The sequence below is a fragment of the uncultured Nisaea sp. genome, from assembly GCF_963974195.1.
Classification (GTDB): Bacteria; Pseudomonadota; Alphaproteobacteria; order Thalassobaculales; family Thalassobaculaceae; genus Nisaea.
Genome location: NZ_CAXBDC010000076.1, coordinates 1 through 21,733 on the forward strand (window position 1 = coordinate 1; position 21,733 = coordinate 21,733).

Consider the following 21,733-nt stretch of genomic DNA (forward strand, 5'->3'; position numbering starts at 1 on the left):
GGCCTGATGCTGCACGATCCCGAGGAAGAGCATGACTGCTTCAGCGATAACACCCATCGCTCGCACTACAATGATGCCCTCGGTATCCGGAATGTTTATCTCGGCGAATACAAGCGGACCGACGGGTCTGTCGTGAAAGGCGCAAGCCTCTCCGCTTTCGTCTCCGGCAAGGACAGCAGCGCGGACACGGAACTGCGCGCCGCCCTGGATGCCACCATGAACAAGATGACCTCCCTCTCCGACACTGCGGAAAAAGGGGAGCGTTATGACCAGATGCTTGCGGAAGGAAACACACGGGGGAACGAGATCGTTCAGGCCGCTGTGGATGCCCTTACCGTGCAAACCAGGTCGATCGAGCGTGTCGTCGCAGCGCTCGGTCTGTCAGCCCTCGAATTCGAAGGTTCTGACAGTCTAGACAATCCGGGGGCTGTTTTTCAGTAACCGGTGCGGCACCAGCATATCTCTCCCACTCAAAGGGGACGGCTCACGCCGTCCCCTCTTTTCTGTTCGAGACGCCACATTCTGCGCTAGAACCGGATCATGCTGAACCGATCGAAACTGCTGTTCTGCGCACTGCTGATGAGCAGTGCTGGCACGCTTCCCGCCTTTGCGGAGGCGGAACAGGACCGCATTACCCGGATCACGGCACCGACCTCCGATTTCTCCAGGCCGGAAAAATACGAGATCATGCAGGCCGGCGCCGCCACACACCGGAAGCGGATCAACGGCGACGCCTTCTCCCATCCCTCCGCGAACATGGCTTTTGACCGCCGGCTCTATTTCGAACTCGGGGACGGCATCTTTAAGAAAATGTGGGTCAGCGCGCCCGCCAGCACGAAATCCTCGGACGGCCTAGGACCGCTCTACAATGCGCGGTCCTGCCAACGCTGCCATCTGAAAGACGGGCGCGGCGCGGCCCCGGATGGCCTTCAGGCCGAAAGCGGTTCGGTCGCCCTGCTGCTCCGGCTCAGCATCCCGCCCCAAAACGCTGACGACCACGCCAGTCTGAAATCGGGCACGGCGCCGTCCATTCCCGATCCGGTCTATGGCGGGCAATTACAGAATTTCGCCACACCGGGCCAGAGCGCGGAAGCAACTGTCACCGTCACCTACGAAGAGACCCCGGTGCCCTTGCCGGATGGCACAATCGTCTCCCTGCGGAAACCGGTGATCACCCTGACGGGTCCCGGCTATGGCCCGTTCAGGGAGGATCTGATGATCTCCCCGCGCATCGCCTCACCGATGATCGGCCTCGGCATGCTCGAAGCGCTCTCGGAAGAGGATATCCTGAGCTGGGCCGATCCTGATGACCGGGACGGCGACGGCATTTCGGGACGCGGCAACCGGATCAGAAGCAAGCTCGGCCAGGAAGTGATGCTTGGCAGGTTCGGCTGGAAAGCCAATCAGGCGACCCTCAAGGATCAGGTCACCGACGCCTTCTCCGGCGATCTCGGGATTTCCTCCAGCCTGCATCCGGCGAATGCCGGTGACTGCACACCGGCCCAGACCGCCTGCATCGCGGCTCCGGACGGTGGAGATGCCAGAAGCGGTAACGTGGAAGTCAACGATCACCTGCTGGATCTGGTGACCTTCTACAGCCGTAATCTCGCGGTTCCGGCCCGGCGCGATGTCGGCAATCCGGCTGTGCTGGCCGGCAAGAAAATATTCTACGGGACGGGCTGCATTGCCTGCCACCGCCCGAAATACGTCACCCCGCGCGATCCGCTGCGCCCGGAACAATCCTTCCAGCTGGTCTGGCCATACACGGACATGTTGCTGCATGATATGGGCGATGGTCTCGCTGACGATCGTCCCGACGGCTTTGCCGATGGCCGGGAATGGCGCACGCCGCCGCTCTGGGGTATCGGCCTGACAAAGACCGTCAGCGGGCACACACATTTTCTGCATGACGGCCGCGCCCGGAACCTGCTTGAAGCGATTCTCTGGCACGGCGGCGAAGCAACAACTGCACGTAACCGGGTGATCGCCCTCCCGACCAGGGACCGCGAGAACCTTCTCCGTTTTCTCAACTCGCTATAGGCGAACGCCATGACACGCATTCTGATCCTGATGGTCTCCTTCCTGGCAATTTCAGCCGCGGGGCCAGCCAGTCCGGCGCGTGCGTCAGATACGGACGACACCTTCAGGGCCATTACGAAGGCAAGCGTCTACGACCACATCATCCCGCGTTATGAACATCTGGCCACGGCCGGAACCGGACTTGAAACCGCCGCTACGGCTTATTGTCAGGACCGCACGGCGCAGAACTTCACCACCCTCGACACCGCCTTCCGGAATTACTGGATCGCCTGGGCGGGCATCCGGCATATCCAGTTCGGCCCGGTGCAGTTCCTGAACCGGGGTTTCCGCATCCAGTTCTGGCCCGACACCCGAAACAAGATCGGCCGGCAACTGTCCCGCGTTCTCGCGGCGGAAGACAGTGCCGCGCTTGAGCATGCCACTTTCGCCAAGACCAGTATCGCGGTTCAGGGACTCCCCGCTCTCGAGCGGCTTCTGGCTGACGGCGATGCGGGATATGCCGCCCCCAAGGGCAGCTTCAAGTGCGCCCTGACCACGACCATTGCCAGCAACCTCGCCATCGCCGCCAAAGGCATTGTCGATAACTGGAACCCGACCGACGGCTACGCCCATGCGGTCGCCATGGCGGGCACCGGCGAAGGTCCCTATTCGGAGACCTACGAGGTGACGGTCGAGCTGTTGCAGAGTCTGCTTGGCGAGCTGGAAGCGAGCCGCGACGTCCGGCTTGGACGGCCGCTCGGCTCGGAACTGGACAAGGCCCGCCCGAAACTGGCCGAAGCCTGGCGCAGCGGCCTGTCCCGCGACATTCTTGTCGCGTCCCTGAAGGGCACCGAAGATCTGTATCTCAGCGGCGGATTCGACCAGGCCTTGCGGGATGCCGGAGAGAACACACTGGCCGACCAGATCACCGCCGGGTTTCAGCAAGCCGTCACCCAGTCCCGTGCGCTTGAAGGCTCCCTCTACGATGCCTTCACCGCACCCGAGAAGCGCGAAGCCTTGCAGGCCATCCGCGCGGATCTGAAAGTGCTCGCCGGTCTGATCGGCACCGATCTGGCGGTTGCCCTCGATATCTCGCCGGGTTTCAACAGCAGGGACGGAGACTGATTGCCATGATCACACGCAGAACCCTGATCGCCGGGCTCATCGCTTCCGGAGCAACCGCTCTGGTCTCCGCTCCGCTCACCGCCGGGCAGGCCGATGATCGTCTGCTGATATCCTGTGCCCGGAAGCCCGATGGCAGTTTCGTGCTGGTCGGCTTCACCGAGAAGGGCGCGGTCTCGTTCGAGCTGCCCCTCCCCGGCCGCGGGCACGCAACGACCATTTCGCCCGACGGCAAGACGGCAGTCCACATGGCACGCCGTCCCGGACGCTTCATGCTGGTTGCCGATCTGCAGACCGGCACGCTCCGGGATCTGGTGAATGCCCCGGAAGGCCGGCATTTCTATGGCCATGCCGGGTTCTCGCCGGACGGCCGTCTGCTCTTCACCACGGAGAACGATTACGACAATGCCCGTGGCGCCATCGGCGTCTGGACCATCGGGGAGCATTACGAGCGGGTCGGGGAATGGGACAGCCACGATATTGGCCCGCATGACCTCAGCCTGATGCCGGACGGCGTAACCCTGGCCATCGCCAATGGCGGCATCCTGACCCATCCGGACAGTGGCCGGGCCAAGCTGAACATCGCCGACATGAAGCCAAGCCTGGTTTTCCTCGATGCCCGCGACGGCAGCTTCATCCGCAAGGTCGAGCTTCCGCATGAGCTGCACAAGAACAGCATCCGGCATCTCGACACCAGTCCGGACGGCACCGTGCTGTTCGGGATGCAGTATCAGGGCGACACCTCCGATGCGCCTCCACTTGTCGGCATGATCGGGCGCGACGGGAAAAGCACCCTGTTCGATGCCCCGGAAACCCTGACACCCCGGCTGAAGGGCTATTGCGCCGACGTCGCCATCGATCCGAGTGGAAAGTTCGGGGCCAGCACCTTCCCGCGCGGCGACAAGATTGCCATCTGGTCACTCCCGGACGGCAAGCTGGTGTCCTTCAACAGCGTGCGCGACAGCGCCGGTGTTGCGGCGGGTCCGCATCCGGGCGGGTTCCGGTTTTCAACCGGTTTCGGCAAACTTCTTTCCCGCATCGCCGACCCTTCGAGCCATGTCACGGAAGGTCACACACAACGATTTGCAGGATTGGCATTCGACAACCATATGACTGTGCTTGACCGGTCTCTGTGAGGCGCGGCACGACCCGGCAACCGGTGCGACAGTTCGGCAACTGGGATCGCTCTGCATGAAGCGCTACAAAAGAGCAGAACAGATCGTCGACTTTAACGACCGGCTGAATTGGAGAGAAATATGCTGCGCAAAGCTGCTTACGTCGCCACCCTTCTGGCCCTGACCGTCAGCCCGGCCATGGCCGGGGGCGATGCGGCAAAAGGCGAGAAGGTCTTCCGGAAATGCAAGGCCTGTCACGTCGTCGACGCGGAAAAGAACCGGGTCGGCCCGCACCTTGTCGGTGTTATCGGCCGCCCTGCCGCGCATGTGGAAAAGTTCAAATATTCCAAAGCCATGGAAGCCAAGGCCGCAGAAGGTCTGGTCTGGGATGAAGTCAGCATCGCCGAATTCCTGGCTGCCCCGAAAAAATATATCAAGGGCACCAAGATGGCGTTTGTCGGCCTGAAGAAGCAGGACGACATCGACGACGTCATCGCCTACATCAAGGCTGAAAGCGGTAAATAAGACGCCTGATCATGGTCCCTGCGCCGCGCACCAGAAGCAGGTGCGCGGTCAGTTCTTCGTGAAGGCTTTGAAGCGGGCTTCCAGATCGGCGCAATAGTCCTTATCGGGCTGCGCCGGGTCCGTGTACCAGACATAGTCGAACCTGCCGGGCGGAACCGCGTGTTCCTCGCCCGCCCAGACGATCTCCAGATCGCCTTCCAGCATACCGATAGACGCAATATTCCCGCCGCCGAACCTGTGTTCGAGGTGAAAGCCCGCGCCGGTATCGCGGCGCGCATGCTGCCCCCCCGCGATCAGCACGGCGCCATCAGCCGCCCCGGCGGCCCGCACCATCGCTTCCGCCAGACTGGCATCCCGGGCGATCTGAACGGCGACCATCGGAGAGAGCTTGTCCCGCGGAATGAGTCCGCAATGGCCGCGATAGACCTCATCCCGAACTGCGTCACGGACAAATTCCGGAACGGCCTCGTCCAGCCGGAGAGCTGCTCTCAGGTCCGCCTCGATCATATCGCCCTGACTGATGGACCGGACCGTTTCCGCATCCAGGTTTCCGGCGATCATGGGCAATCCGGCTGCCAGCGCCGCGTCCGCGATCGGCCGGTAGAATTTCCAGTCGGGCCAGCTGGAATCGGCCCAGCCGATAGCCTCGGCAAACGCATCCGGGTCCGTGTTCCCGCTCGCCCGGAATGTATCCACTGCGGCTTGCTTGCCGCGCTCGATCATCTCCCAGACCAGAGCCGGCTTGCGGCCCGCCGCGATCATCCGGTGCAGAAGTTCCGCCTGGATTTCGTGATGTTCGGGATTGTCGTGCTTTTCGCCCAGCAAAACGAAGCGCCGCTCCGCAAGGTCTTCCGCAAGGTGCTCAATGGAAACAGGCTCGCCCGTCTCCGTGACAAACAAGGCAGGTGGCGGAGAGGCAAGGGCCGGAACGGCTGAACCGAGAGCAACGACAAGGGCGAAAACGCCAAGCCAGCGCTGACCAGCATGTGGGATATTGCGAAAAACCATCAGTCGAAAAGGCTGTCGATCGCGTTCTGGTCCATGATGTCGTCGATCTCCGCCTGATCGTAACGCGGCACCGTGCCGTTGATAACGCCCGAGATCTGTTCCAGCGTCAATCTGACCTCACGGACCTTTGCCAGGGTCTGATTGCGGAACTCGTCTTCGGGCACCGTTCCATTCAGCTTCTTTAAAAGCCCCACCGTCGCGAAAATCTGCTCGTTGGCAGACGCCACCAGATCCTCGAAGGCATGAATATATTCATGCGGGGCATTTTCATAGGCCCAGATAGCCAGTTCCTTGTCCGAGAACCCGCTGGCCGCGAAATGCTCGATATAGGTCGCCGGCTTCCATTCCTCGACCTCCTCAAGCATGTCCGGCATGTCCGGAATGAGCTCAAGCAGCATCACCACTTCATTGAAATGGTTCAGGTAGTCGGTCGCCAACAAGGAGGTCTCGTTGATATTGGTCCCCCGGACCAGCAACCGGTAGGTCTTGGTAAGGCGAGGCTGTGTCTCCATCGCGGCAACCATACCGCATTCCCCAAGCAATTTAGATGCAATTCTATGACATATCGCTGCAACTCCTTAAGATTGCGTGTATTTTTAGATAATTGATGATGTTTCCATGGTCTTCGGCGGATTTCTGGAATTCAGTCCGCGAGGTCGAAGCCGCGCAACTTGTCTGGATTCCGCATGACCATGATCTCCGAGATCCACTGGTCAGCATTCACCCGGAATGTCACGACAGCGTGCGCGGCGGGGCCGTCCCGCACAATCAGAGCAAGCTGCGCATTGATCTCCGCCACCGTGATGGAATAGTCGGACCAAAATTTCGGCAACGCCCTGGTAACAAAAGTGAGAATCCGCTCCGCACCTTTGACAGGCCCAAGAATTGACGCCGCCTTGCCGCCGCTGTCAGCGGTCAAAACTGCGTCGCGCGCCAGCAACCCGGCGAGGTCATCCGCAGCTCCGGTCCGCAACGCGGTCTGGAAGGCATCGATCAGGCATTGCTGCAGATCCCTTGGGGCAGGCTTGGTATTACCCGCTTGCCTGACATTGACCCGCGCCCGCGAGGCCAGCTTGCGGCAAGCCGCCTCCGTGCTCCCGAGCTGCTCCGCGATTTCCGCATAGTCCATGCCGAAAACATCGTGCAGCACAAACGCCGCCCGCTCTTTCGGGGCCAGACGATCCAGCACCAGCAGAAACGCCATGGTGACACTTTCGCTGATCATGAGATCCGATTCAGGCGTCCCGCTGTCCCCGGTCTCGATCGGCTCCGGCAGCCAGTGACCGACATAATCGGTGCGGCTGCGCCGAGCCGATTTCAGGACATCCAGAGCCCGCCGGGTACAGACCGAACTCAGCCAGGCACGCGGTTGTTCGATCACGGCACGGTCAGTCCCGCTCCAGGCCAGAAAAGTGTCCTGCACGACGTCCTCCGCCTCGGCGCGGGAGCCCAGCAGCCGGTAGGCGAGGCCGATCAGCATCGGCCGCGCCTCCTCGAACTCCCGCAGATGATCCGGACTCTGTTTCATCAATGCTTTTTCATCAATGTTGGGAGACCTGAATGCGGTTCCAGAGATTGATCATGGCAATGATCGCCGTCAGCGTCGAAATGTCCGTGTCGGAGAAGTGCTCGCGCAGCTCCTGCCGCAACGACCCAAGATCGGCCTTCGGATCAAGTTCGGTCAAGGCCTCGGTCCAGGCCAGTGCCGCCTTTTCCGCCGGGGTGAAATCGCGGACATGGCGCCAGACGATGACCCGGTCGATCCGCTCCTGGCTGTCGCCATCCTTGAGGGCTTCCGCGATATGCATCTTGACGCAAAAGGCGCACTGGTTGATCTGCGAGGCGCGCAGCTTCACCAGATGATGCAGCAGCTTGTCGAAGCCGGCTTCGGCGATACTTGTCTCGACGGTTTCCAGTTTGCCGAGAATAGCTCCGGCGTTGGCGTAAAAGTTCACGGGTCCTGTGCCAGCCATGTCTGTCTCCTGCTTGGCGTTGCAATGGGTTTCACAGACATGTCGAGCCAGCGTTTCCTGTTGTGACGTGGCCTCGGAAATTTTCCGCACGCATGCGGCGATGGGCGCACTGGATGTCGGCAGACCAAGCCGCTAGCCTGCCTGCATGATCAATCGGCTTCTTGCGTTCGGCTCCCTCCTGCTCGGCACTGCCCGGGACGTGTTGCCGATCGTACTGGTCGTAGCCTTCTTCCAGCTCGTTGTGCTTCAGCAGCCGTTCCCGAACCTGGGACAAACACTGGCCGGTCTGGTTGTCGTGGTCCTCGGCCTGACATTGTTTCTGCAGGGGCTGGAGATGGCCCTGTTCCCGATCGGCGAATTTCTTGCCGGCGCCCTTGCCCGCAAGGGCAGCCTGACCTGGCTCCTGCTGTTTTCCTTCGGGCTCGGCTTCGGAACGACAGTGGCCGAACCCTCCCTGATCGCCGTCGGCGACGAAGCGGCGCGGGTGATGGCGGAAGGCGGCTTCATCGCCAACGCGCCGGAGGCGATGAACAGCTATGCCCGCGCGCTCCGCTATACGGTCGCGGCCTCGGTCGGCATCGCCATCGTGGTCGGCGTGTTCCGCATCCTGAAAGGCTGGCCACTGCACTGGATCATGATCGGCGGCTATGTGGCGGTGCAGGCCCTGACCGTGATAGCGCCGGAACAGATCATCGGCATCGCCTATGATTCCGGCGGCGTCACCACCTCCACCGTCACCGTCCCGCTGGTCACCGCCCTTGGCGTCGGGCTGGCGACGGTCATCAAGGGACGCAATCCGGCAATCGACGGTTTCGGGCTGATCGCCTTTGCCTCACTATCGCCGATGATCTTTGTCCTCATCTTCGGGATGGTGTTCTAGACATGGCAGGTTTCTAGACATGGCGGGTTTCTAGGCATGGCGATGGAATGGATCACGGCGCTCTATGAGGCTTTTCTCGGCACGCTTATCGACGTGTTCCCGATTGCCGCGATCCTCGCCTTCTTTCAGCTTGTCGTGCTGCGCCAGAGCATTCCCCAACTCGGCCGGGTACTGCTCGGTTTCGTCTATGTGATCCTCGGCCTCTCGCTCTTCCTGGTCGGGCTGGAAGAAGCCCTGTTCCCGATCGGCGCCCTGATGGCGACGCAGCTAACCGATCCGGCCTTCATCGCGCCCGGCCGCGACATCGCCAGCCTCGGCTGGGCGGATTATTACTGGGTCTATCTGTTTGCCGCCGCCATCGGCTTTTCCACCACCATTGCCGAGCCGTCCCTGATCGCCGTCGCCAACAAGGCCAGCACCCTCACCGGCGGGACCATCGACGGCCGGGGCCTGCGCATTGCCGTCGCCATCGGCGTCGCCCTCAGCATCGCCGTCGGCGCCTTCCGGATCGTCACCGGCACACCGCTCTATCTCTATATGATCGCCGGCTACACGCTCGTCGTCCTGCAGACGATCTACGCGCCGCGCATGATCATTCCGCTGGCCTACGATTCCGGCGGCGTCACCACCTCCACCGTCACCGTCCCGCTGGTCACGGCGCTCGGCCTCGGCCTCGCATCCACCGTGCCAGGGAGAGACCCGGTGCTGGACGGATTCGGGCTGATCGCCCTTGCCAGCCTCTTCCCCATGCTCAGCGTCATGAGTTATGCCCAGGCGGGCGCCTGGATGGCCGCGCGGCGCAAGAAGCGCGAGGCCGCCCGTTCCCGATTTGATACCGAAACCGCAACCCCACAGCCAGGGAGCCAGCAATGAAGTTCAAGCTGATAGTTGCCGTGGTAAGCGATGCCAAGACCGAGATCGTCGTCGACACCGCACGAAAGTGCGGCGGCACCGGCAGCACCGTTATCACCAATGTCCGGGGCGAGGGCCTGAAACCCTCCTCCACCTTCCTCGGCCTCACCCTTGAGGGCCAGCGCGACGTCGTGCTGCTGGTGGTCGAGGAACATATGTCGCGTCATATCCTGGAAGAGATCTGCCGGGCTGCCCGGTTCGACGAGGATCTCGGCAGCGGTGTCGCCTTCCAGATCGACATCGAGGACGCCGTCGGCCTGACCTCGCAAATCAAGGAAATCGAAAAAGAGATCGAGGAAGAAATATGAACCAGCATCCTTATGTGAAGGTCGAGGACGTGATGAGCGGCAACCCGCATGTCATCGACGGCCTCGCGACGGTGCGGAACGCCATCGACCTGATGCGGGAGCACAATGTCAGCTCGCTGGTCATCGAACGGCGGGACGACAGGGACGAGTACGGCGTCGTCACGGTCGGCGATATCGCGGCGCATGTGGCCAGCAAGGACCGCTCGCCGGAGCGCACCAGCGTTTACGAGATCATGTCCAAGCCGGTGCTGAGTGTCGATGTCGGCATGGATATCAAATACGCGATCCGCATGCTGAACCGCTTCAAGCTGACCCGGGCGCTTGTCACCCGCCAGGGCGACATGGTCGGCATCGTGACCCTCAGGGACATGGTTGTGCGCTATACTGCCCCCGACTGACCTCTTTTCGAGCGGGGGAACATGATCGATATTCTGAGACATTCCGCCTACAGGCATCTTTTTCTCGCACAGGCCCTCTCTCTGCTCGGCAGTGGATTGACGACGGTCGCCCTCGGACTGCTCGCCTACCAGATTGCCGGACCGGATGCCGGGCTTGTGCTCGGCACCGCCCTCGCCATCAAGATGATCTCCTATGTCCTGCTCGGTCCTGTCGGCGCCGCCCTGTCCAGCCGGTTCCGCAGAGGCCCCTTTCTGGTCGCTCTGGACCTGATCCGAGCAGGGTTCGTGATCCTGCTGCCGTTCGTGACCGAGATCTGGCAGATCTATCTGCTGATCTTTCTGTTCCAGGCCTGTTCCGCCGCCTTCACCCCGACATTCCAGGCCACCATTCCGGATCTTCTCCCGGAAGAGCGGGATTACACACGGGCGCTTTCCCTCTCCCGTCTGCTCTACGACCTTGAGCAACTGGCCAGCCCGCTTCTGGCGGGCCTGCTTTTGTCGGTCATGACATTTCACGGGCTGTTTGCCGGCAATGCGCTCGGCTTCCTGGCCTCCGCGGCCCTTATCCTCACCGCCTCGATCCCCGCCCAGAAACCGGACGCGGCGCAGCGCAGCTTTCGCGCCAAAGTGACGCGCGGGAGCTGGATTTATCTCAAGACGCCCCGGCTGCGCGGTTTGCTCGCCCTGAGCTTCGCGGTTTCGGCGGCCGGCTCCATGGTGATCGTGAATAGTGTGGTCTTTGTTCAGGACGTTCTCGGCGGCACGGAGCGGGACGTCACGCTGTTCTATGCGGCCACCGGCCTGGGCTCGATGATCGTCGCCCTGACCTTACCAAGACTGCTTGAGCATCGCTCGGCCCGCCCCGTCATGCTCGCGGGTGCCGCGCTGCTGGCAGTCTCGCTCTGCGCCGGTATCCTTGCGGAAACCTACCTGCAGGCCCTGGCCGTATGGTGCGCGATAGGGATCGGCATATCCATGATAATGACCCCGTCGGGGTTGCTGCTGAGGCGATCCTGTCATGCCGAAGACAGAACCGATCTGTTCGCCGCGCAATTCGCGCTGTCGCATGCCTGCTGGCTTGTCACCTATCCGCTTGCCGGATGGGTCGCCACATCCCTTGGCATGGATATGGCTTTCATCATGCTTGCCGCAGGAGCGACGGCGGGCCTGTCAGGCGCGCTGCTGTTCTGGCCCGCACATGATCCGGCCGAACTGGATCACGAACATGAGGAGCTGGTCCACGCGCACCCGATCACAGACGACGGACACCACCAACCGACACAGCTCGCGAAAGCCGGGCCGTCGGGACAGACGCACCGGCATCGCACGTTCCGGCACAGCCATGCCTTTGTCATCGACGATCACCATACGGCATGGCCGCAGGGGTAGATCTGACGCAGGCTGAAGTGCAGCCGGAAACGGTGCGATGCCGGGTCGTGTCAGGGTTTTACCAGGAGCCGGTATTTGCCATCGACGCCCAGGGCTCGGCCGGCGCCAGCGCCTCGCCTTCCTGCAGGATTTCGATGGAGATGCCGTCCGGCGACTTCACGAACGCCATGTAACCGTCACGCGGCGGACGGTTGATGGTGACACCCGCATCCATGATCTTCTGGCAAAGCTCGTAGATATTCTCGACACGGAAGGCGAGATGCCCCCAGGCCCGGCCGGTCTTGTACTCTTCCGGATCCCAGTTGTAGGTCAGCTCGACCACTGGCGCGCGCTTGTCGGAAGCGGCCGTCGCCTCGTCACCCGGCGCGTAGAGGAAAATGTTGGTGAAACGGCCCTTCTCGCTTTCATAGCGATGAACTTCCTTGAGACCGAGAATGTCGCAATAGAATTTCAGGCTCTCGTCGATGTCGCTGATCCGGACCATCGTGTGCAGATACCGCATGTGTTCGCTCCCGCTTGGCATGCTTGTGAAATGGCGTTGAGCTTATGACATCGCGCAGGCGCCGTCCGGTTACAAGCCCGCTTTCCGAAATGGCCTTATTCCGTCAATGCGGGTCGCCGTCCCGCCAGGCAGCGATCAACGCGGCGGCATCGGCGCCGATTTGCTCCACCGGCTTGCCCGGCTTGAAGATCGAGGAGCCAACGGCAACCGCCCTGGCGCCGGCTGCGAAAAAGTCGGCGATATTGTCGCGCCCGACGCCGCCGGTGACGACGATCCCCCGGTCCGGCGGCAAGACGGCCCGCAACGCACCGACGATTTTCGGCTGGATCGCATCGCCCGGGAAAAGCTTCAGATAATCCGCCCCCGCCGCCAGTGCCTGGAATGCCTCGGTTGGTGTGAAAAAGCCCGGCATGGAGATCAGGCCGCACCATTTCGTCTCGTCGATCACCCGTGTATCGGTGTTGGGAGAGACGACAAGGCGCCCACCCGCCGCCGCCACGGCCCGCACGTCCTCATCCGTCAGCACGGTCCCGGCGCCAATCACCGCGCGATCCCCGAGAAGACGGGCAAGACAGGCAATGCTTTCGAACGGGCGGGGAGAATTCAGCGGCACCTCGATCACGCGAATGCCGGCATCGAACAATGCCTGCCCGATCTCTTCCGCGCGCTCCGGTTCAAGACCGCGCAGAATTGCGACGATGGGGCAGGTGCCGAGTGCGTCTTCGATATCGATCAATGTCCTGCCCCCGTGATGCCTGTTCGGGGCAGTATGTCACTTCAGGCAGGATTCGAAACCGTCCGCTAATCCGAGCATCAGTGCATTATACGCATCCGGTCCGAACGGAATGGTGCTGCCGACCGGATCGAGCGTGCCAAGCTTCGCCCCGGAACCCTCGGCCACGACCTCGGCCAGACGGGGCCTGAACTGCACCTCCTTGAAGATACAGCGGATGCCGCCATCCGCGACCCGTTGCCGGAGAGCCCGCAGGCGTGCCGCCCCCGGAGGTGCCCCTGTCCCGAGGCTGATCGCACCGGCCGCCGTCAGGTCAAACGCGGTCTCGAAATACTGATAGGCATCGTGGAACACCAGAAACGGCCTGTCATGCACCGGTGCGAGCTTCTGCCGGATGGTCCGGGAGAGCTCTTCGAGATCCTGCACGGCCGCAGCCGCATTGGCGGTATAGAGCGCGGCATGATCCGGGTCGTGCTCTGCCAGGGATGCCGCAATCGCACGCACAAAAGCCTGCGCGTTGGACGGGCTCAGCCAGACATGCGGATCGTCCGGGCCATGCTCATGCTCTGCATGGTCCCCGCCATTCCCGTCATCATGATCGTGCCCGTGCCCCGTGTGCCCGGCATGCTTCGAAACATCCCACAGCGTGCCCTCACGAACGCTCAGATGCATGACGCCCTTGGCTTCGCTCAATTCCACGACCCGGCCGCCATGATCGGCATTCCGGTCAACCGCGGCCTCAAGGAATGTCTCGATCGTATGGGACACCAGGATGATCAGGTCGGCGTTCTCGATCGCCCGGGCATCGGATGGGCGCAACGCATATTCATGCGGTGACTGTCCATTCCGGAGCAGGAGATGCGGCTCACCGGCCCCGGCCATGACCTTCGCGACCAGGCTGTGCACCGGCGGAATCGATGTGACGACCGACAGCTCGGCGCGCGCTGGCAGGACAACAAGCAGAATAGCGGCCAACAAGCCGCCGATCCGTAGAAACAGATATCTCATGGAGGATCTCAACAGGTGAATTCAAAAAACGTTATAACATAACAAATTTTGAATTCAAGCCCGATTGGTCAAAGCCCTTACCCGCGTGAAGAGAGCCTGCCCGGCCAGCGCGGCAAGCCGATCAGGAAGACGGCAAAGGCAACCAGCACGATGGACGGCCCCGCCGGCGTATCGAATTCCACCGAGCCCAGCATGCCGATCAGCACGGAGACGATCCCGATAACGACGGCACCGGCAACCATGGCCTCCGGACTTCTGGCCCAGCGCCGCGCACCGGCGGCCGGCAGGATCAGCAAAGATGTGATCAGCAGCACCCCGACGACCTTGATCGCCACGGCGATGACCAGGGCAAGCAAAAGGGTGAAAACCAGATTGGCCCGGCGCCCCCCAAGCCCTTCGGCCTGGGCCAGATCACTGCTGACCGTGGTCGCCAGCAGCGGCTCCCAGATCCGCCAGAGGCAGACCAGAACCACCGCGACGACGGCGTAGATCAACATGATGTCCTGCATGGACACGGACAGCACGTCGCCGAACAGCACACCCATCAGATCGACCCTGAGCCAGCTCATCAACCCGATGGCCACAAGCCCCATGGCCAGCGCCCCGTGCGAGAGAATGCCCAGCAGCGTGTCGGTCGGCACCGTGCTCCAGCGTTCCAGCGACAGCAGGAGCGCGGCGACGGCGACGGTAACGGCGAAAATTCCCAGCACCGGCTCGACATTCATCAGAAAGCCGAGCGCCAGCCCGAGCAGAGCGGAATGGGCCATTGTATCGCCGAAATACGCGAGCCGGCGCCAGACCACGAAACAGCCCAGCGGACCGGCCGCAAGAGCGGCTCCGATCCCGGCGGCAAGCGCCCGCAGCAGAAAGTCGTCAATCACCGGCCCGTCTCCCGATCGCCGCGCCCGTCAGAGCGCGACGGCCTCGCCCTCGACTTCGCAAAGGAAGTCCGGCGTCGCGAGCGCGGAGATTTCCAGATAGGTGCAGGCAGGCGCATGCCCGTCGAACATGCGGTCCCGGATCTCCCGGAAAGAGGCAACCGAGCCCGGCACCGTGGAATAGAACACGATCTTCACGATGTCCGTCTTGGACATGCCCGCACCCTCGATAACCTTGAACAGGTTCTCGAACGCCTGAACCGTCTGGGCTTCCAGCCCCTCGCGCACGCTGCCGTCCGGCGCCACGCCAATCTGGCCGGAGGCAATGGCGCGCCGGGCATTGGCCGGTACCGTGACCAGCTGTGAGTATGTCGAGGCTGGCGCCGGAACGCCTTCGGGATTGGTGAATTTCATCAATGCTCTCCCCTTGAGTGTCGCAGCCCGGCTTGTCGAGAGGACAAGGGCTGATCCCAGAGAGATCACTTAGAGGGAATGTGAAGCAAGAGCAAATATATGGCGTGGTTCAAGCCGTAACCGTGGGCGACCGGAAGACGACCTGGTCGCGTCCGCTTCTCTTCGCGTCGTACAGTGCCATATCCGCCATTTTCAGAATGCCTTCTCCGTCCACGGTATCCGCGTCGAATTCCGTGCAGCCGACGCTGATGGTGAACCGGACCGTGTCATCGGCAACAGTGATGGCAGCGGCCCGGGCCGCATCAAGCAGTCTGTTCACCAGAATCAGCGCGTCTTTCTCGCTCGTTTCAGGCATCAGGATGGCGAATTCCTCCCCACCGATCCGGGCCACCGTGTCGAGTTGCCTGACCTTGTCTTCCAGAAGTTTGACGAGCGCGATCAGGACATGATCGCCGACATCATGGCCGAAGGTGTCGTTGATCTTCTTGAAATGATCCACGTCGATCATCATCAACGATGACGGGCGCTTGTACCGGCGCACCCGCTTCACCTCCTCGTCCAGTTTGGACATGAAGTAGCGCCTGTTATACGCCGACGTCAGCGCATCCGTGGTCGCAAGCCGCTCCAGCTCCTCGTTCAACTGCTCAAGGCGCATGGCATATTCACGCAGCCGCAGGTGATTACGGACCCGGGCGATGACGACCGCCGGCTTGTAGGGCTTGGTGATATAGTCGATCGCCCCGAGCTTCAGGCCTTTCTCCTCGTCACCCTCATCGGAGAGACCGGTGACAAAAATCACCGGCACGTTTTCTGTCTTCGGATCTTCTTTCAGGGCCCGGATCACATCGTAGCCGTCCAGCTCCGGCATCTGGATGTCGAGCAGGATCAGATCGGGAGGGTTTTCCAGGGCCTTGTCGATCGCCTCGCGTCCGCTCAGGGCGGAGGAGACTTTGCCGAGATCTTTCAAAATCAGGCTGAGCAGCATGACGTTCTCTGGAGCATCATCGACCACGAGGATCGAGAATTCCGGGCTATCTGTTTCGTTGCTCATCGCCTCTCCGTCGCGCGGCCGCGCTGTCGATCTCGGCATTAATTGCTATCTGTATTATTCGCTCTGAATGGTTAACGCCGCGTAAAATAATGTCGCAAAACACGATATCCCAAAGCAGGGCTCCTTGCCAGAAAGCCCCCCGGATATTCTATGAGCCGCCTGTGGAATTAATCGTGGAATTGGCCATGGGGCTGTCTTCGAACGCCCTCATTTTCTCCCGTATCCCCGCGCTCCAGGCGACCGGCCGGCCGGTGCTTTTTACGAACTGAACAAGGGTTGACTGACAGGTCAGGCGCAACTCCCCCTCACAGCGCGCAACGATCTCGACATCAAGACTCGACGATCCAATCCTCTGCACCGCGAGGCTCCAGTCGAGCACGTCGCCCAACCGGCTTGGAGCGCTGAAATCGACAGAGATCCGGACTGTCGGGATGCCCCGGTCGTCAACCTCGTGCATCCGGTGGAATCCCCAATCGAGGCCAGTGCCGAACCATTCCTCCACGGTGAGATTGATCATCTCGAAATAGCGCGGATAGAAAACGATTGCCGCCGGGTCGCAATGCTGGAACCGCACATGTTGTTGCATCTGGAAAGCGGCCATAAGTCAGTATTCTCCCTTGGTGAAGCCCCGGGTGATGAAACATCGGGTCAGAGGCGAGTCCGCATCCTCCAGGCCCTCGATCACATTAAAGTGATGTTTGCCCTTTGCGTGGACCGTCGCCGTAACGGCACCAAGCCCGGTCCAGATATTGGCGAGCAGATCGTTCTGGCGCAGGAACTCGGGCCGTTCGCCGGAGCCGGCCCAGCAGACCAGCCGGGCACCACGCACAGGGTGGCGGAGCGCGGGGCTTTCCCCGGCGGCCTCGGCCTCGTCGAGTTTCAGGTCGGCATTCATCTCAAGGTTCAGCAAGGGGCGCAGGTCATGCAGGCCGCTGATCGAGACAACCTGATCGATCCGCGCCCGAAGCGCCGGGTCCAGCGGCACATCCCGGCACAGCATCCGGCTGACAAGATGTCCTCCGGCGGAATGACCGGCGAGATGAACCGGCCCCTCGACCAATTGCGCGGCCGCTGTCACAGCCCTGCCGATCTCGCGCGTGATATCCGCGATGCGCGCTTCCGGCGCCAGGGTGTAACTCGGGATGGCAACGGCCCAGCCCTGATCCACCGCGCCACGCGCCAGATGGGACCAGATGCTTTTGTCGAATGCCCGCCAGTAACCGCCATGAACAAACAGCGCGAGGCCGGTGGCCGGACCTGCGGGCCGAAACAGGTCGAGCCGGTTACGCGGTGCCTCTCCGTAGGGGATATCGAGTTCCGCCCTGTCGCCCAGTTCCTGCCGGAAATCGGCGGCGCGCTGTTGCCACATCGGCGGATAAGTCTCCGCCCCCTTTATGTGCGGGCCGTTCGCATAGGCGTCATCCCAGTCGGCAATCATACGCGGCATCTTCCCGTCGTTTGTTGGCCTATAGCCAAAACCCGATCCTAGGAGACGTATCAACCGGCCACCAGTTTGATTTAATATTCAACTAATACTCAATTTTTTGATGCGAAATTAATTTAAAAGCCTAAGATTCGTAAATGGCGCAAGCACCAAGCATACGTCTCGCGGAAAATGCAGAGACACGCAAAACCCGGCTCAGGCTCTGGCTGAATATTTTGCGAACCACGCGGTCCGTCGAGAATGCGCTGCGGGAAGAGATGCGGCTCTCCTACGATCAAACCCTGCCACGGTTCGAAATCCTCGCCGTTCTGGAACGCAGCGAGAGCGGCCTCCGGATGAGTGCCCTTTCCGAACAGCTCATGGTCTCGAACGGCAATGTCACCGGGATCGTCGAACGGCTGGTGCAGGACGGGTTGGTGGAGCGCCTGCCGGTGCCGGGCGATAAGCGGGCCACACTGGTCAGGCTGACCCACAAGGGCGAAGCGGTTTTCGCCGAGATGGCCGACGGTCACGAACGCTGGGTCAATGATCTCCTTGCCGCGGTCCCGCCGGACACAGCACAACCCCTGATCGACGCGCTGACGACCATACGCAGACAGTTGAAACAGGACTGAGCCGCTAGATTCCGGTCGTCATCCGGTAGCCCGGCCGATATGCCAGACGGACGAACGTAATGGGCACCGTCTCATTCCATGTCGTCCGCTCGATGGCAAACAGCGCCGCCCCTTCTTCCGCGCCAAGGGCGCTTGCCTGAACGGCGGATGCATTCTCCGCGAGGAAGCTGATATCCCCCCTGGTGAAAGGCTGGTTCCTGACCAGCCACTCGTTCGGGCTGATGGCGGAGAAGTCCGCTTCGGCGAATTCCGGGACCGCCTCCAGATTGACCCATCGGTCTTCGTAGAGAAACGGTCGCGCGTCCGCACGGTGCAGGCCGCGCATATGGAGGGCATCGAATGAGTCCTCCAGCTGTATCGCTTCTGTTATCGACGCAGGCAGGCGGGCCCGCCGCTGCTCCAGAATGTCGAAGTGATAGGCAGAGCCCGCAGCTTCGACCTCAATCCGGGTGATCGGGATTTCCAGCGTCGCCTTGCGCACCGGATCGAGCGCGACACGGGTGCCTGCCTTGCGCTTCCGTTCCAGCAGACCGCTATCGGCCAGTCCCTGCAGGGCACGGTTCACCGTGGCCCGGGCGCAGCCGAATTCCGCCGCCAGGTCCGTCTCGCCGGGAATCAGCTCGCCCGGGCGCCAGACACGGTCGGCGATGCGGCGTTTGATTTCGGCCTGAATGCCCTGCCAGGACTTGAGCGCGGACTGCGTCAGAGTGCGTCCTCCAGATCGCGGAGTGTTTCACGGTAGCGCGCCCGGATCCGATCCCGGGCGATGTGCCGGCCGTCTCTTACCACATGACGTCCGGCGGACCAGACATCGCTCACCCAGCGGTCGTCACCGGCGAAGATGAAGGTATCGAGAATGCGGTCCCCGGTGCGTCCGGCAATGTCGAGTGCGTCTCCGTCCAGCGCCACGAGATCGGCGATCCGGCCCGGTGCAATCGCCCCGCTGTCACGTCCCGCCGCCTGAGCACCGCCCCGTACCGCTTCCTCGAACAGTACCCGCCCGGCGGAGCGTTCCTGCTCGGCCAGAACGGCACGCCCCTTGTCCCGCAGGCGTTGGGAATATTCCAGCGTCCGCAGCTCCTCGCTGAGCGAGATCCGGATATTCGAGTCCGATCCGACACCAAAGCTGCCGCCTGCCGCGCGATAGCGCACACCGTCGAAGATTCCGTCGCCAAGGCTGGATTCGGTGATCGGGCAAAGCCCGGCGACGGCACCGCTCTTTGCCATCGCCTCGGTCTCGGACGGCTGCATCTGGGTGGCATGGATCAGGCACCAGCGCTGGTCGACTGCGTGGTTTTCCAAGAGCCAGGCCATCGGCCGGGCACCCCAGGCTGCCTCGACTTCCTCGACCTCGGCTACCTGCTCGGCGACATGGATATGGATCGGACGGTCAGGACGCAATGCCGCCGCCCCGGCAAGTGCCTCGCGGGTCACCGCCCGGAGAGAATGTGGCGCAACACCGATAGCGCAATCAGCCGTCAGCTTCGCCACCGCCTGCTCCGCCTCTTCAAGCAACCGGGCATAACGATCCGGGTCATTGCCGAAACGGATCTGCCCCGGACCGAGATCACGGCCATCACACCCGCCGACCTGATACAGAACCGGCGCAAGGGTAAGGCCGATACCCGTCTCCACCGCCGCCTCTGCAACGCGCTCACTCATCTCACCAAGCGCGGCATAGGGCGTGCCGTCGACCTGATGATGCAGATAGTGGAACTCCACCGACCCAGCATAGCCCGCCTCCAGCATTTCCATCTGCACCAGCGCCGTAACGGCACTCACATGTTCCGGTGTCAGGGATTGCAGGAAGCGATACATCAGCCGCCGCCAGGTCCAGAAACTGTCTTTCGGATCGGGCCCGCGACCTTCGGTCAACCCGGCCATCGCCCGCTGGAATGCATGCGAATGCAGGTTCACCGGCGCGGGCAGCAACACGGCAACGCGATGGTCCGCGCCAGCGGCGGCGGAAGCGTCGCCAGTCCGGACAGAGTCTATCCGGCCATTGCCGTCAATCGTGACCAGCGCATCCCGCTGCCAGCCGCCCTCCATCAGAAGTGTCTCTGCGAAAACCGTCGTCACGGTGGCGTCTCCTTGTTGACAGCAATTATTATGTATAGACATAATATTCAAATCAGCCTTTCGGGCAAGCCTCTATTCGGACCATACGGCCATGCAGATCCTCCGCAATGCCACGCTCGCGACCATGCTTCCAGATACCAGTTCCTATGGGCTGGTGAAGAACGGCGCCGTCGCGCTGCAGGACGGGAAAATCGCCTGGGCAGGCCCGGAAGCAGATCTTCCGGCAAGTTATGCGGATTGGCCGCGCGAGGATGGCGGCGGGCGCCTGATCACCCCGGCTCTGGTGGATTGCCACACCCATATCGTCTTCGGCGGCAACCGGGCCCGCGAGTTCGAATTGCGGCTTGAAGGCGCGAGTTACGAGGAAGTGGCCCGCGCCGGGGGCGGCATCGTCTCCACCATGACCGCCACCCGCGCAGCGAGCGAGGACGATCTGGTCGCCAATGCCCTGCCCCGCGTTGACGCGCTGCTGGCGGAAGGTATCGCCACACTCGAAATCAAGTCAGGCTACGGCCTCGATATCGAAACCGAGCTACGAATGCTCCGCGCCGCCCGTCGCATCGGGAAAGAACGCCCGGTCCGGGTCCGCACAAGCTTCCTCGGCGCGCATGCAGTGCCGGCGGAATACAAGGATCGGGCGGACGCCTATATCGACAAGATCTGCCTGCCAGCCCTGACAAAAGCGGCGGAAGAAGGCTTGGTCGATGCCGTGGACGGTTTCTGCGAAGGCATCGCTTTCAGCCCGGCACAGATCGAGCGCGTTTTCAAACGGGCGCAAGAACTCGGCCTGCCGGTGAAGCTCCATGCGGAGCAGCTTTCCGATCTCGGCGGTACGGCACTCGCAGCGCGATACGGTGCGCTGTCGGCGGATCATCTTGAATATCTCGGCGCGGACGGCATCGCCGCCATGGCGGAAAGCGGCTCCGTCGCCGTTCTGCTGCCCGGTGCTTTCTATACCTTGCGCGAGACGCAACTCCCCCCGGTTCAGGCCCTGCGCGATGCGGGCGTGCCGATTGCGATTGCGACGGACTGTAATCCCGGCTCCTCCCCGCTGACCTCCCTGCTGCTGACAATGAACATGGCCTGCACGCTGTTCCGCATGACGCCCGAAGAGGCGCTGGCAGGCGCCACCCGGATCGCTGCTCAGGCACTCGGCCTCGCAGATGCCGGCACCATCGAGGCCGGAAAGCGGGCCGATCTCGCCGTATGGGACGTCAGCGAGCCGGCCGAGCTGGCCTACCGCATCGGCTTCAACCCTCTCCACAAACGCATTTTCGCGGGGACTTCATGAGCGACATCATCCTGACGCCGGGCAGCACCACGCTGCTCGATCTCGAAGGCCTGCGCAGCCAGGGCCACCG

26 protein-coding genes are annotated in these 21,733 nt (G+C 62.2%); 12 read left to right on the forward strand and 14 right to left on the reverse strand.

Going from position 1 to position 21,733, the window contains the following annotated elements; genetic code table 11:
* The 5 genes from AAC126_RS15795 to AAC126_RS15815 form a co-directional block, all read left to right on the forward strand.
* The coding region (locus tag AAC126_RS15795) for an imelysin family protein (protein ID WP_339854990.1) at positions 1–441 on the forward strand (441 nt) is incomplete at its 5' end.
* Positions 442–540: 99 nt separating this feature from the next.
* Entirely contained in the window at positions 541–2,040 is a 1,500-nt protein-coding gene (locus tag AAC126_RS15800) for a di-heme oxidoredictase family protein (RefSeq protein ID WP_339854992.1), read from the forward strand.
* 9 nt (positions 2,041–2,049) lie between these two features.
* On the forward strand, positions 2,050–3,144 hold the full coding sequence (locus AAC126_RS15805) for an imelysin family protein (RefSeq protein WP_339854993.1): 1,095 nt from the start codon (positions 2,050–2,052) through the stop codon (positions 3,142–3,144).
* Positions 3,145–3,149: 5 nt separating this feature from the next.
* Positions 3,150–4,277: a DUF1513 domain-containing protein gene (locus AAC126_RS15810; RefSeq protein WP_339854994.1), complete on the forward strand. Its 1,128-nt coding sequence runs from the start codon at positions 3,150–3,152 to the stop codon at positions 4,275–4,277.
* A gap of 120 nt (positions 4,278–4,397) precedes the next feature.
* Positions 4,398–4,781 carry a cytochrome c family protein gene (locus tag AAC126_RS15815; RefSeq protein WP_339854996.1) on the forward strand — a complete coding sequence of 128 codons (384 nt, stop codon included), beginning with the start codon at positions 4,398–4,400 and terminating at the stop codon, positions 4,779–4,781.
* Between the two features lie 48 nt (positions 4,782–4,829).
* Here AAC126_RS15815 and AAC126_RS15820 read toward each other — a convergent pair whose 3' ends face one another.
* The 4 genes from AAC126_RS15820 to AAC126_RS15835 all read right to left on the reverse strand — a co-directional run bounded on the left by AAC126_RS15820 (position 4,830) and on the right by AAC126_RS15835 (position 7,762).
* Positions 4,830–5,789, reverse strand: a complete 960-nt coding sequence (locus AAC126_RS15820; RefSeq protein WP_339854998.1) for a ChaN family lipoprotein — start codon at positions 5,787–5,789, stop codon at positions 4,830–4,832.
* Complete coding sequence (locus AAC126_RS15825) at positions 5,789–6,313, reverse strand: hypothetical protein (RefSeq protein ID WP_339854999.1); 525 nt, start codon at positions 6,311–6,313, stop codon at positions 5,789–5,791. The genes AAC126_RS15820 and AAC126_RS15825 overlap by 1 nt, the downstream gene beginning before the upstream one ends.
* A gap of 119 nt (positions 6,314–6,432) precedes the next feature.
* On the reverse strand, positions 6,433–7,317 hold the full coding sequence (sigJ, locus tag AAC126_RS15830) for an RNA polymerase sigma factor SigJ (RefSeq protein WP_339855000.1): 885 nt from the start codon (positions 7,315–7,317) through the stop codon (positions 6,433–6,435).
* Positions 7,318–7,330: 13 nt separating this feature from the next.
* On the reverse strand, positions 7,331–7,762 hold the full coding sequence (locus tag AAC126_RS15835; RefSeq protein WP_339855002.1) for a carboxymuconolactone decarboxylase family protein: 432 nt from the start codon (positions 7,760–7,762) through the stop codon (positions 7,331–7,333).
* 145 nt (positions 7,763–7,907) lie between these two features.
* Here AAC126_RS15835 and AAC126_RS15840 point away from each other — a divergent pair, with 145 nt between their 5' ends.
* The 5 genes from AAC126_RS15840 to AAC126_RS15860 are packed head-to-tail and all read left to right on the forward strand — an operon-like array spanning position 7,908 to position 11,649.
* The gene (locus AAC126_RS15840) at positions 7,908–8,642 is read left to right on the forward strand and encodes a DUF1538 domain-containing protein (RefSeq protein ID WP_339855004.1); all 735 of its coding nucleotides are present in this window, start codon (positions 7,908–7,910) and stop codon (positions 8,640–8,642) included.
* Positions 8,643–8,678: 36 nt separating this feature from the next.
* Complete coding sequence (locus AAC126_RS15845; RefSeq protein ID WP_339855005.1) at positions 8,679–9,515, forward strand: DUF1538 domain-containing protein; 837 nt, start codon at positions 8,679–8,681, stop codon at positions 9,513–9,515.
* Positions 9,512–9,862, forward strand: coding sequence for a P-II family nitrogen regulator (locus AAC126_RS15850; RefSeq protein WP_339855007.1), 351 nt, complete (start codon positions 9,512–9,514; stop codon positions 9,860–9,862). Before AAC126_RS15845 ends, AAC126_RS15850 begins: the two co-directional genes overlap by 4 nt.
* A complete protein-coding gene (locus tag AAC126_RS15855) occupies positions 9,859–10,260 on the forward strand; it encodes a CBS domain-containing protein (RefSeq protein ID WP_339855009.1) in 402 nt (133 codons plus the stop codon). Before AAC126_RS15850 ends, AAC126_RS15855 begins: the two co-directional genes overlap by 4 nt.
* Before the next feature lie 21 nt (positions 10,261–10,281).
* Positions 10,282–11,649, forward strand: coding sequence for an MFS transporter (locus AAC126_RS15860; protein WP_339855012.1), 1,368 nt, complete (start codon positions 10,282–10,284; stop codon positions 11,647–11,649).
* A 58-nt stretch (positions 11,650–11,707) separates the two neighbouring features.
* On the opposite strand, the gene AAC126_RS15865 is transcribed toward AAC126_RS15860, so the two are convergent.
* The 8 genes from AAC126_RS15865 to AAC126_RS15900 form a co-directional block, all read right to left on the reverse strand.
* A complete protein-coding gene (locus AAC126_RS15865) occupies positions 11,708–12,151 on the reverse strand; it encodes a VOC family protein (protein WP_339855014.1) in 444 nt (147 codons plus the stop codon).
* Positions 12,152–12,254: 103 nt separating this feature from the next.
* Entirely contained in the window at positions 12,255–12,887 is a 633-nt protein-coding gene (locus AAC126_RS15870; protein ID WP_339855016.1) for a 2-dehydro-3-deoxy-6-phosphogalactonate aldolase, read from the reverse strand.
* 36 nt (positions 12,888–12,923) lie between these two features.
* Positions 12,924–13,892, reverse strand: a complete 969-nt coding sequence (locus AAC126_RS15875; RefSeq protein WP_339855017.1) for a zinc ABC transporter substrate-binding protein — start codon at positions 13,890–13,892, stop codon at positions 12,924–12,926.
* Between the two features lie 77 nt (positions 13,893–13,969).
* Positions 13,970–14,773, reverse strand: a complete 804-nt coding sequence (locus AAC126_RS15880; protein ID WP_339855018.1) for a metal ABC transporter permease — start codon at positions 14,771–14,773, stop codon at positions 13,970–13,972.
* 27 nt (positions 14,774–14,800) lie between these two features.
* Positions 14,801–15,184, reverse strand: coding sequence for a RidA family protein (locus tag AAC126_RS15885; protein WP_339855020.1), 384 nt, complete (start codon positions 15,182–15,184; stop codon positions 14,801–14,803).
* A gap of 109 nt (positions 15,185–15,293) precedes the next feature.
* Positions 15,294–16,235, reverse strand: a complete 942-nt coding sequence (locus AAC126_RS15890; protein WP_339855021.1) for a diguanylate cyclase — start codon at positions 16,233–16,235, stop codon at positions 15,294–15,296.
* A gap of 148 nt (positions 16,236–16,383) precedes the next feature.
* Positions 16,384–16,836, reverse strand: a complete 453-nt coding sequence (locus AAC126_RS15895) for a thioesterase family protein (RefSeq protein WP_339855023.1) — start codon at positions 16,834–16,836, stop codon at positions 16,384–16,386.
* A 3-nt stretch (positions 16,837–16,839) separates the two neighbouring features.
* A complete protein-coding gene (locus tag AAC126_RS15900) occupies positions 16,840–17,682 on the reverse strand; it encodes an alpha/beta hydrolase (RefSeq protein WP_339855025.1) in 843 nt (280 codons plus the stop codon).
* A 134-nt stretch (positions 17,683–17,816) separates the two neighbouring features.
* On the opposite strand from AAC126_RS15900, the gene AAC126_RS15905 reads away from it, so the two are divergent.
* On the forward strand, positions 17,817–18,293 hold the full coding sequence (locus AAC126_RS15905; RefSeq protein WP_339855028.1) for a MarR family transcriptional regulator: 477 nt from the start codon (positions 17,817–17,819) through the stop codon (positions 18,291–18,293).
* A gap of 4 nt (positions 18,294–18,297) precedes the next feature.
* Here the strand turns inward: AAC126_RS15905 and AAC126_RS15910 are convergent, their stop codons facing one another.
* On the reverse strand, positions 18,298–18,999 hold the full coding sequence (locus AAC126_RS15910) for a UTRA domain-containing protein (protein ID WP_339855032.1): 702 nt from the start codon (positions 18,997–18,999) through the stop codon (positions 18,298–18,300).
* Complete coding sequence (locus tag AAC126_RS15915; protein WP_339855029.1) at positions 18,996–20,372, reverse strand: formimidoylglutamate deiminase; 1,377 nt, start codon at positions 20,370–20,372, stop codon at positions 18,996–18,998. Before AAC126_RS15915 ends, AAC126_RS15910 begins: the two co-directional genes overlap by 4 nt.
* Positions 20,373–20,463: 91 nt before the next feature.
* Here AAC126_RS15915 and hutI point away from each other — a divergent pair, with 91 nt between their 5' ends.
* The gene (hutI, locus tag AAC126_RS15920) at positions 20,464–21,663 is read left to right on the forward strand and encodes an imidazolonepropionase (protein ID WP_339855030.1); all 1,200 of its coding nucleotides are present in this window, start codon (positions 20,464–20,466) and stop codon (positions 21,661–21,663) included.
* Positions 21,664–21,733 lie beyond the last annotated feature (70 nt).

Coding starts and splice junctions, on each gene's coding strand:
- AAC126_RS15800 (WP_339854992.1), top strand. CDS start 541: ATGCTGAACCGATCGAAACTGCTGTTCTGCGCACTGCTGATGAGCAGT.
- AAC126_RS15805 (WP_339854993.1), top strand. CDS start 2,050: ATGACACGCATTCTGATCCTGATGGTCTCCTTCCTGGCAATTTCAGCC.
- AAC126_RS15810 (WP_339854994.1), top strand. CDS start 3,150: ATGATCACACGCAGAACCCTGATCGCCGGGCTCATCGCTTCCGGAGCA.
- AAC126_RS15815 (WP_339854996.1), top strand. CDS start 4,398: ATGCTGCGCAAAGCTGCTTACGTCGCCACCCTTCTGGCCCTGACCGTC.
- AAC126_RS15820 (WP_339854998.1), bottom strand. CDS start 5,789: ATGGTTTTTCGCAATATCCCACATGCTGGTCAGCGCTGGCTTGGCGTT.
- AAC126_RS15825 (WP_339854999.1), bottom strand. CDS start 6,313: ATGGTTGCCGCGATGGAGACACAGCCTCGCCTTACCAAGACCTACCGG.
- sigJ (WP_339855000.1), bottom strand. CDS start 7,317: ATGAAACAGAGTCCGGATCATCTGCGGGAGTTCGAGGAGGCGCGGCCG.
- AAC126_RS15835 (WP_339855002.1), bottom strand. CDS start 7,762: ATGGCTGGCACAGGACCCGTGAACTTTTACGCCAACGCCGGAGCTATT.
- AAC126_RS15840 (WP_339855004.1), top strand. CDS start 7,908: ATGATCAATCGGCTTCTTGCGTTCGGCTCCCTCCTGCTCGGCACTGCC.
- AAC126_RS15845 (WP_339855005.1), top strand. CDS start 8,679: ATGGCGATGGAATGGATCACGGCGCTCTATGAGGCTTTTCTCGGCACG.
- AAC126_RS15850 (WP_339855007.1), top strand. CDS start 9,512: ATGAAGTTCAAGCTGATAGTTGCCGTGGTAAGCGATGCCAAGACCGAG.
- AAC126_RS15855 (WP_339855009.1), top strand. CDS start 9,859: ATGAACCAGCATCCTTATGTGAAGGTCGAGGACGTGATGAGCGGCAAC.
- AAC126_RS15860 (WP_339855012.1), top strand. CDS start 10,282: ATGATCGATATTCTGAGACATTCCGCCTACAGGCATCTTTTTCTCGCA.
- AAC126_RS15865 (WP_339855014.1), bottom strand. CDS start 12,151: ATGCGGTATCTGCACACGATGGTCCGGATCAGCGACATCGACGAGAGC.
- AAC126_RS15875 (WP_339855017.1), bottom strand. CDS start 13,892: ATGAGATATCTGTTTCTACGGATCGGCGGCTTGTTGGCCGCTATTCTG.
- AAC126_RS15885 (WP_339855020.1), bottom strand. CDS start 15,184: ATGAAATTCACCAATCCCGAAGGCGTTCCGGCGCCAGCCTCGACATAC.
- AAC126_RS15890 (WP_339855021.1), bottom strand. CDS start 16,235: ATGAGCAACGAAACAGATAGCCCGGAATTCTCGATCCTCGTGGTCGAT.
- AAC126_RS15895 (WP_339855023.1), bottom strand. CDS start 16,836: ATGGCCGCTTTCCAGATGCAACAACATGTGCGGTTCCAGCATTGCGAC.
- AAC126_RS15900 (WP_339855025.1), bottom strand. CDS start 17,682: ATGCCGCGTATGATTGCCGACTGGGATGACGCCTATGCGAACGGCCCG.
- AAC126_RS15905 (WP_339855028.1), top strand. CDS start 17,817: ATGGCGCAAGCACCAAGCATACGTCTCGCGGAAAATGCAGAGACACGC.
- hutI (WP_339855030.1), top strand. CDS start 20,464: ATGCAGATCCTCCGCAATGCCACGCTCGCGACCATGCTTCCAGATACC.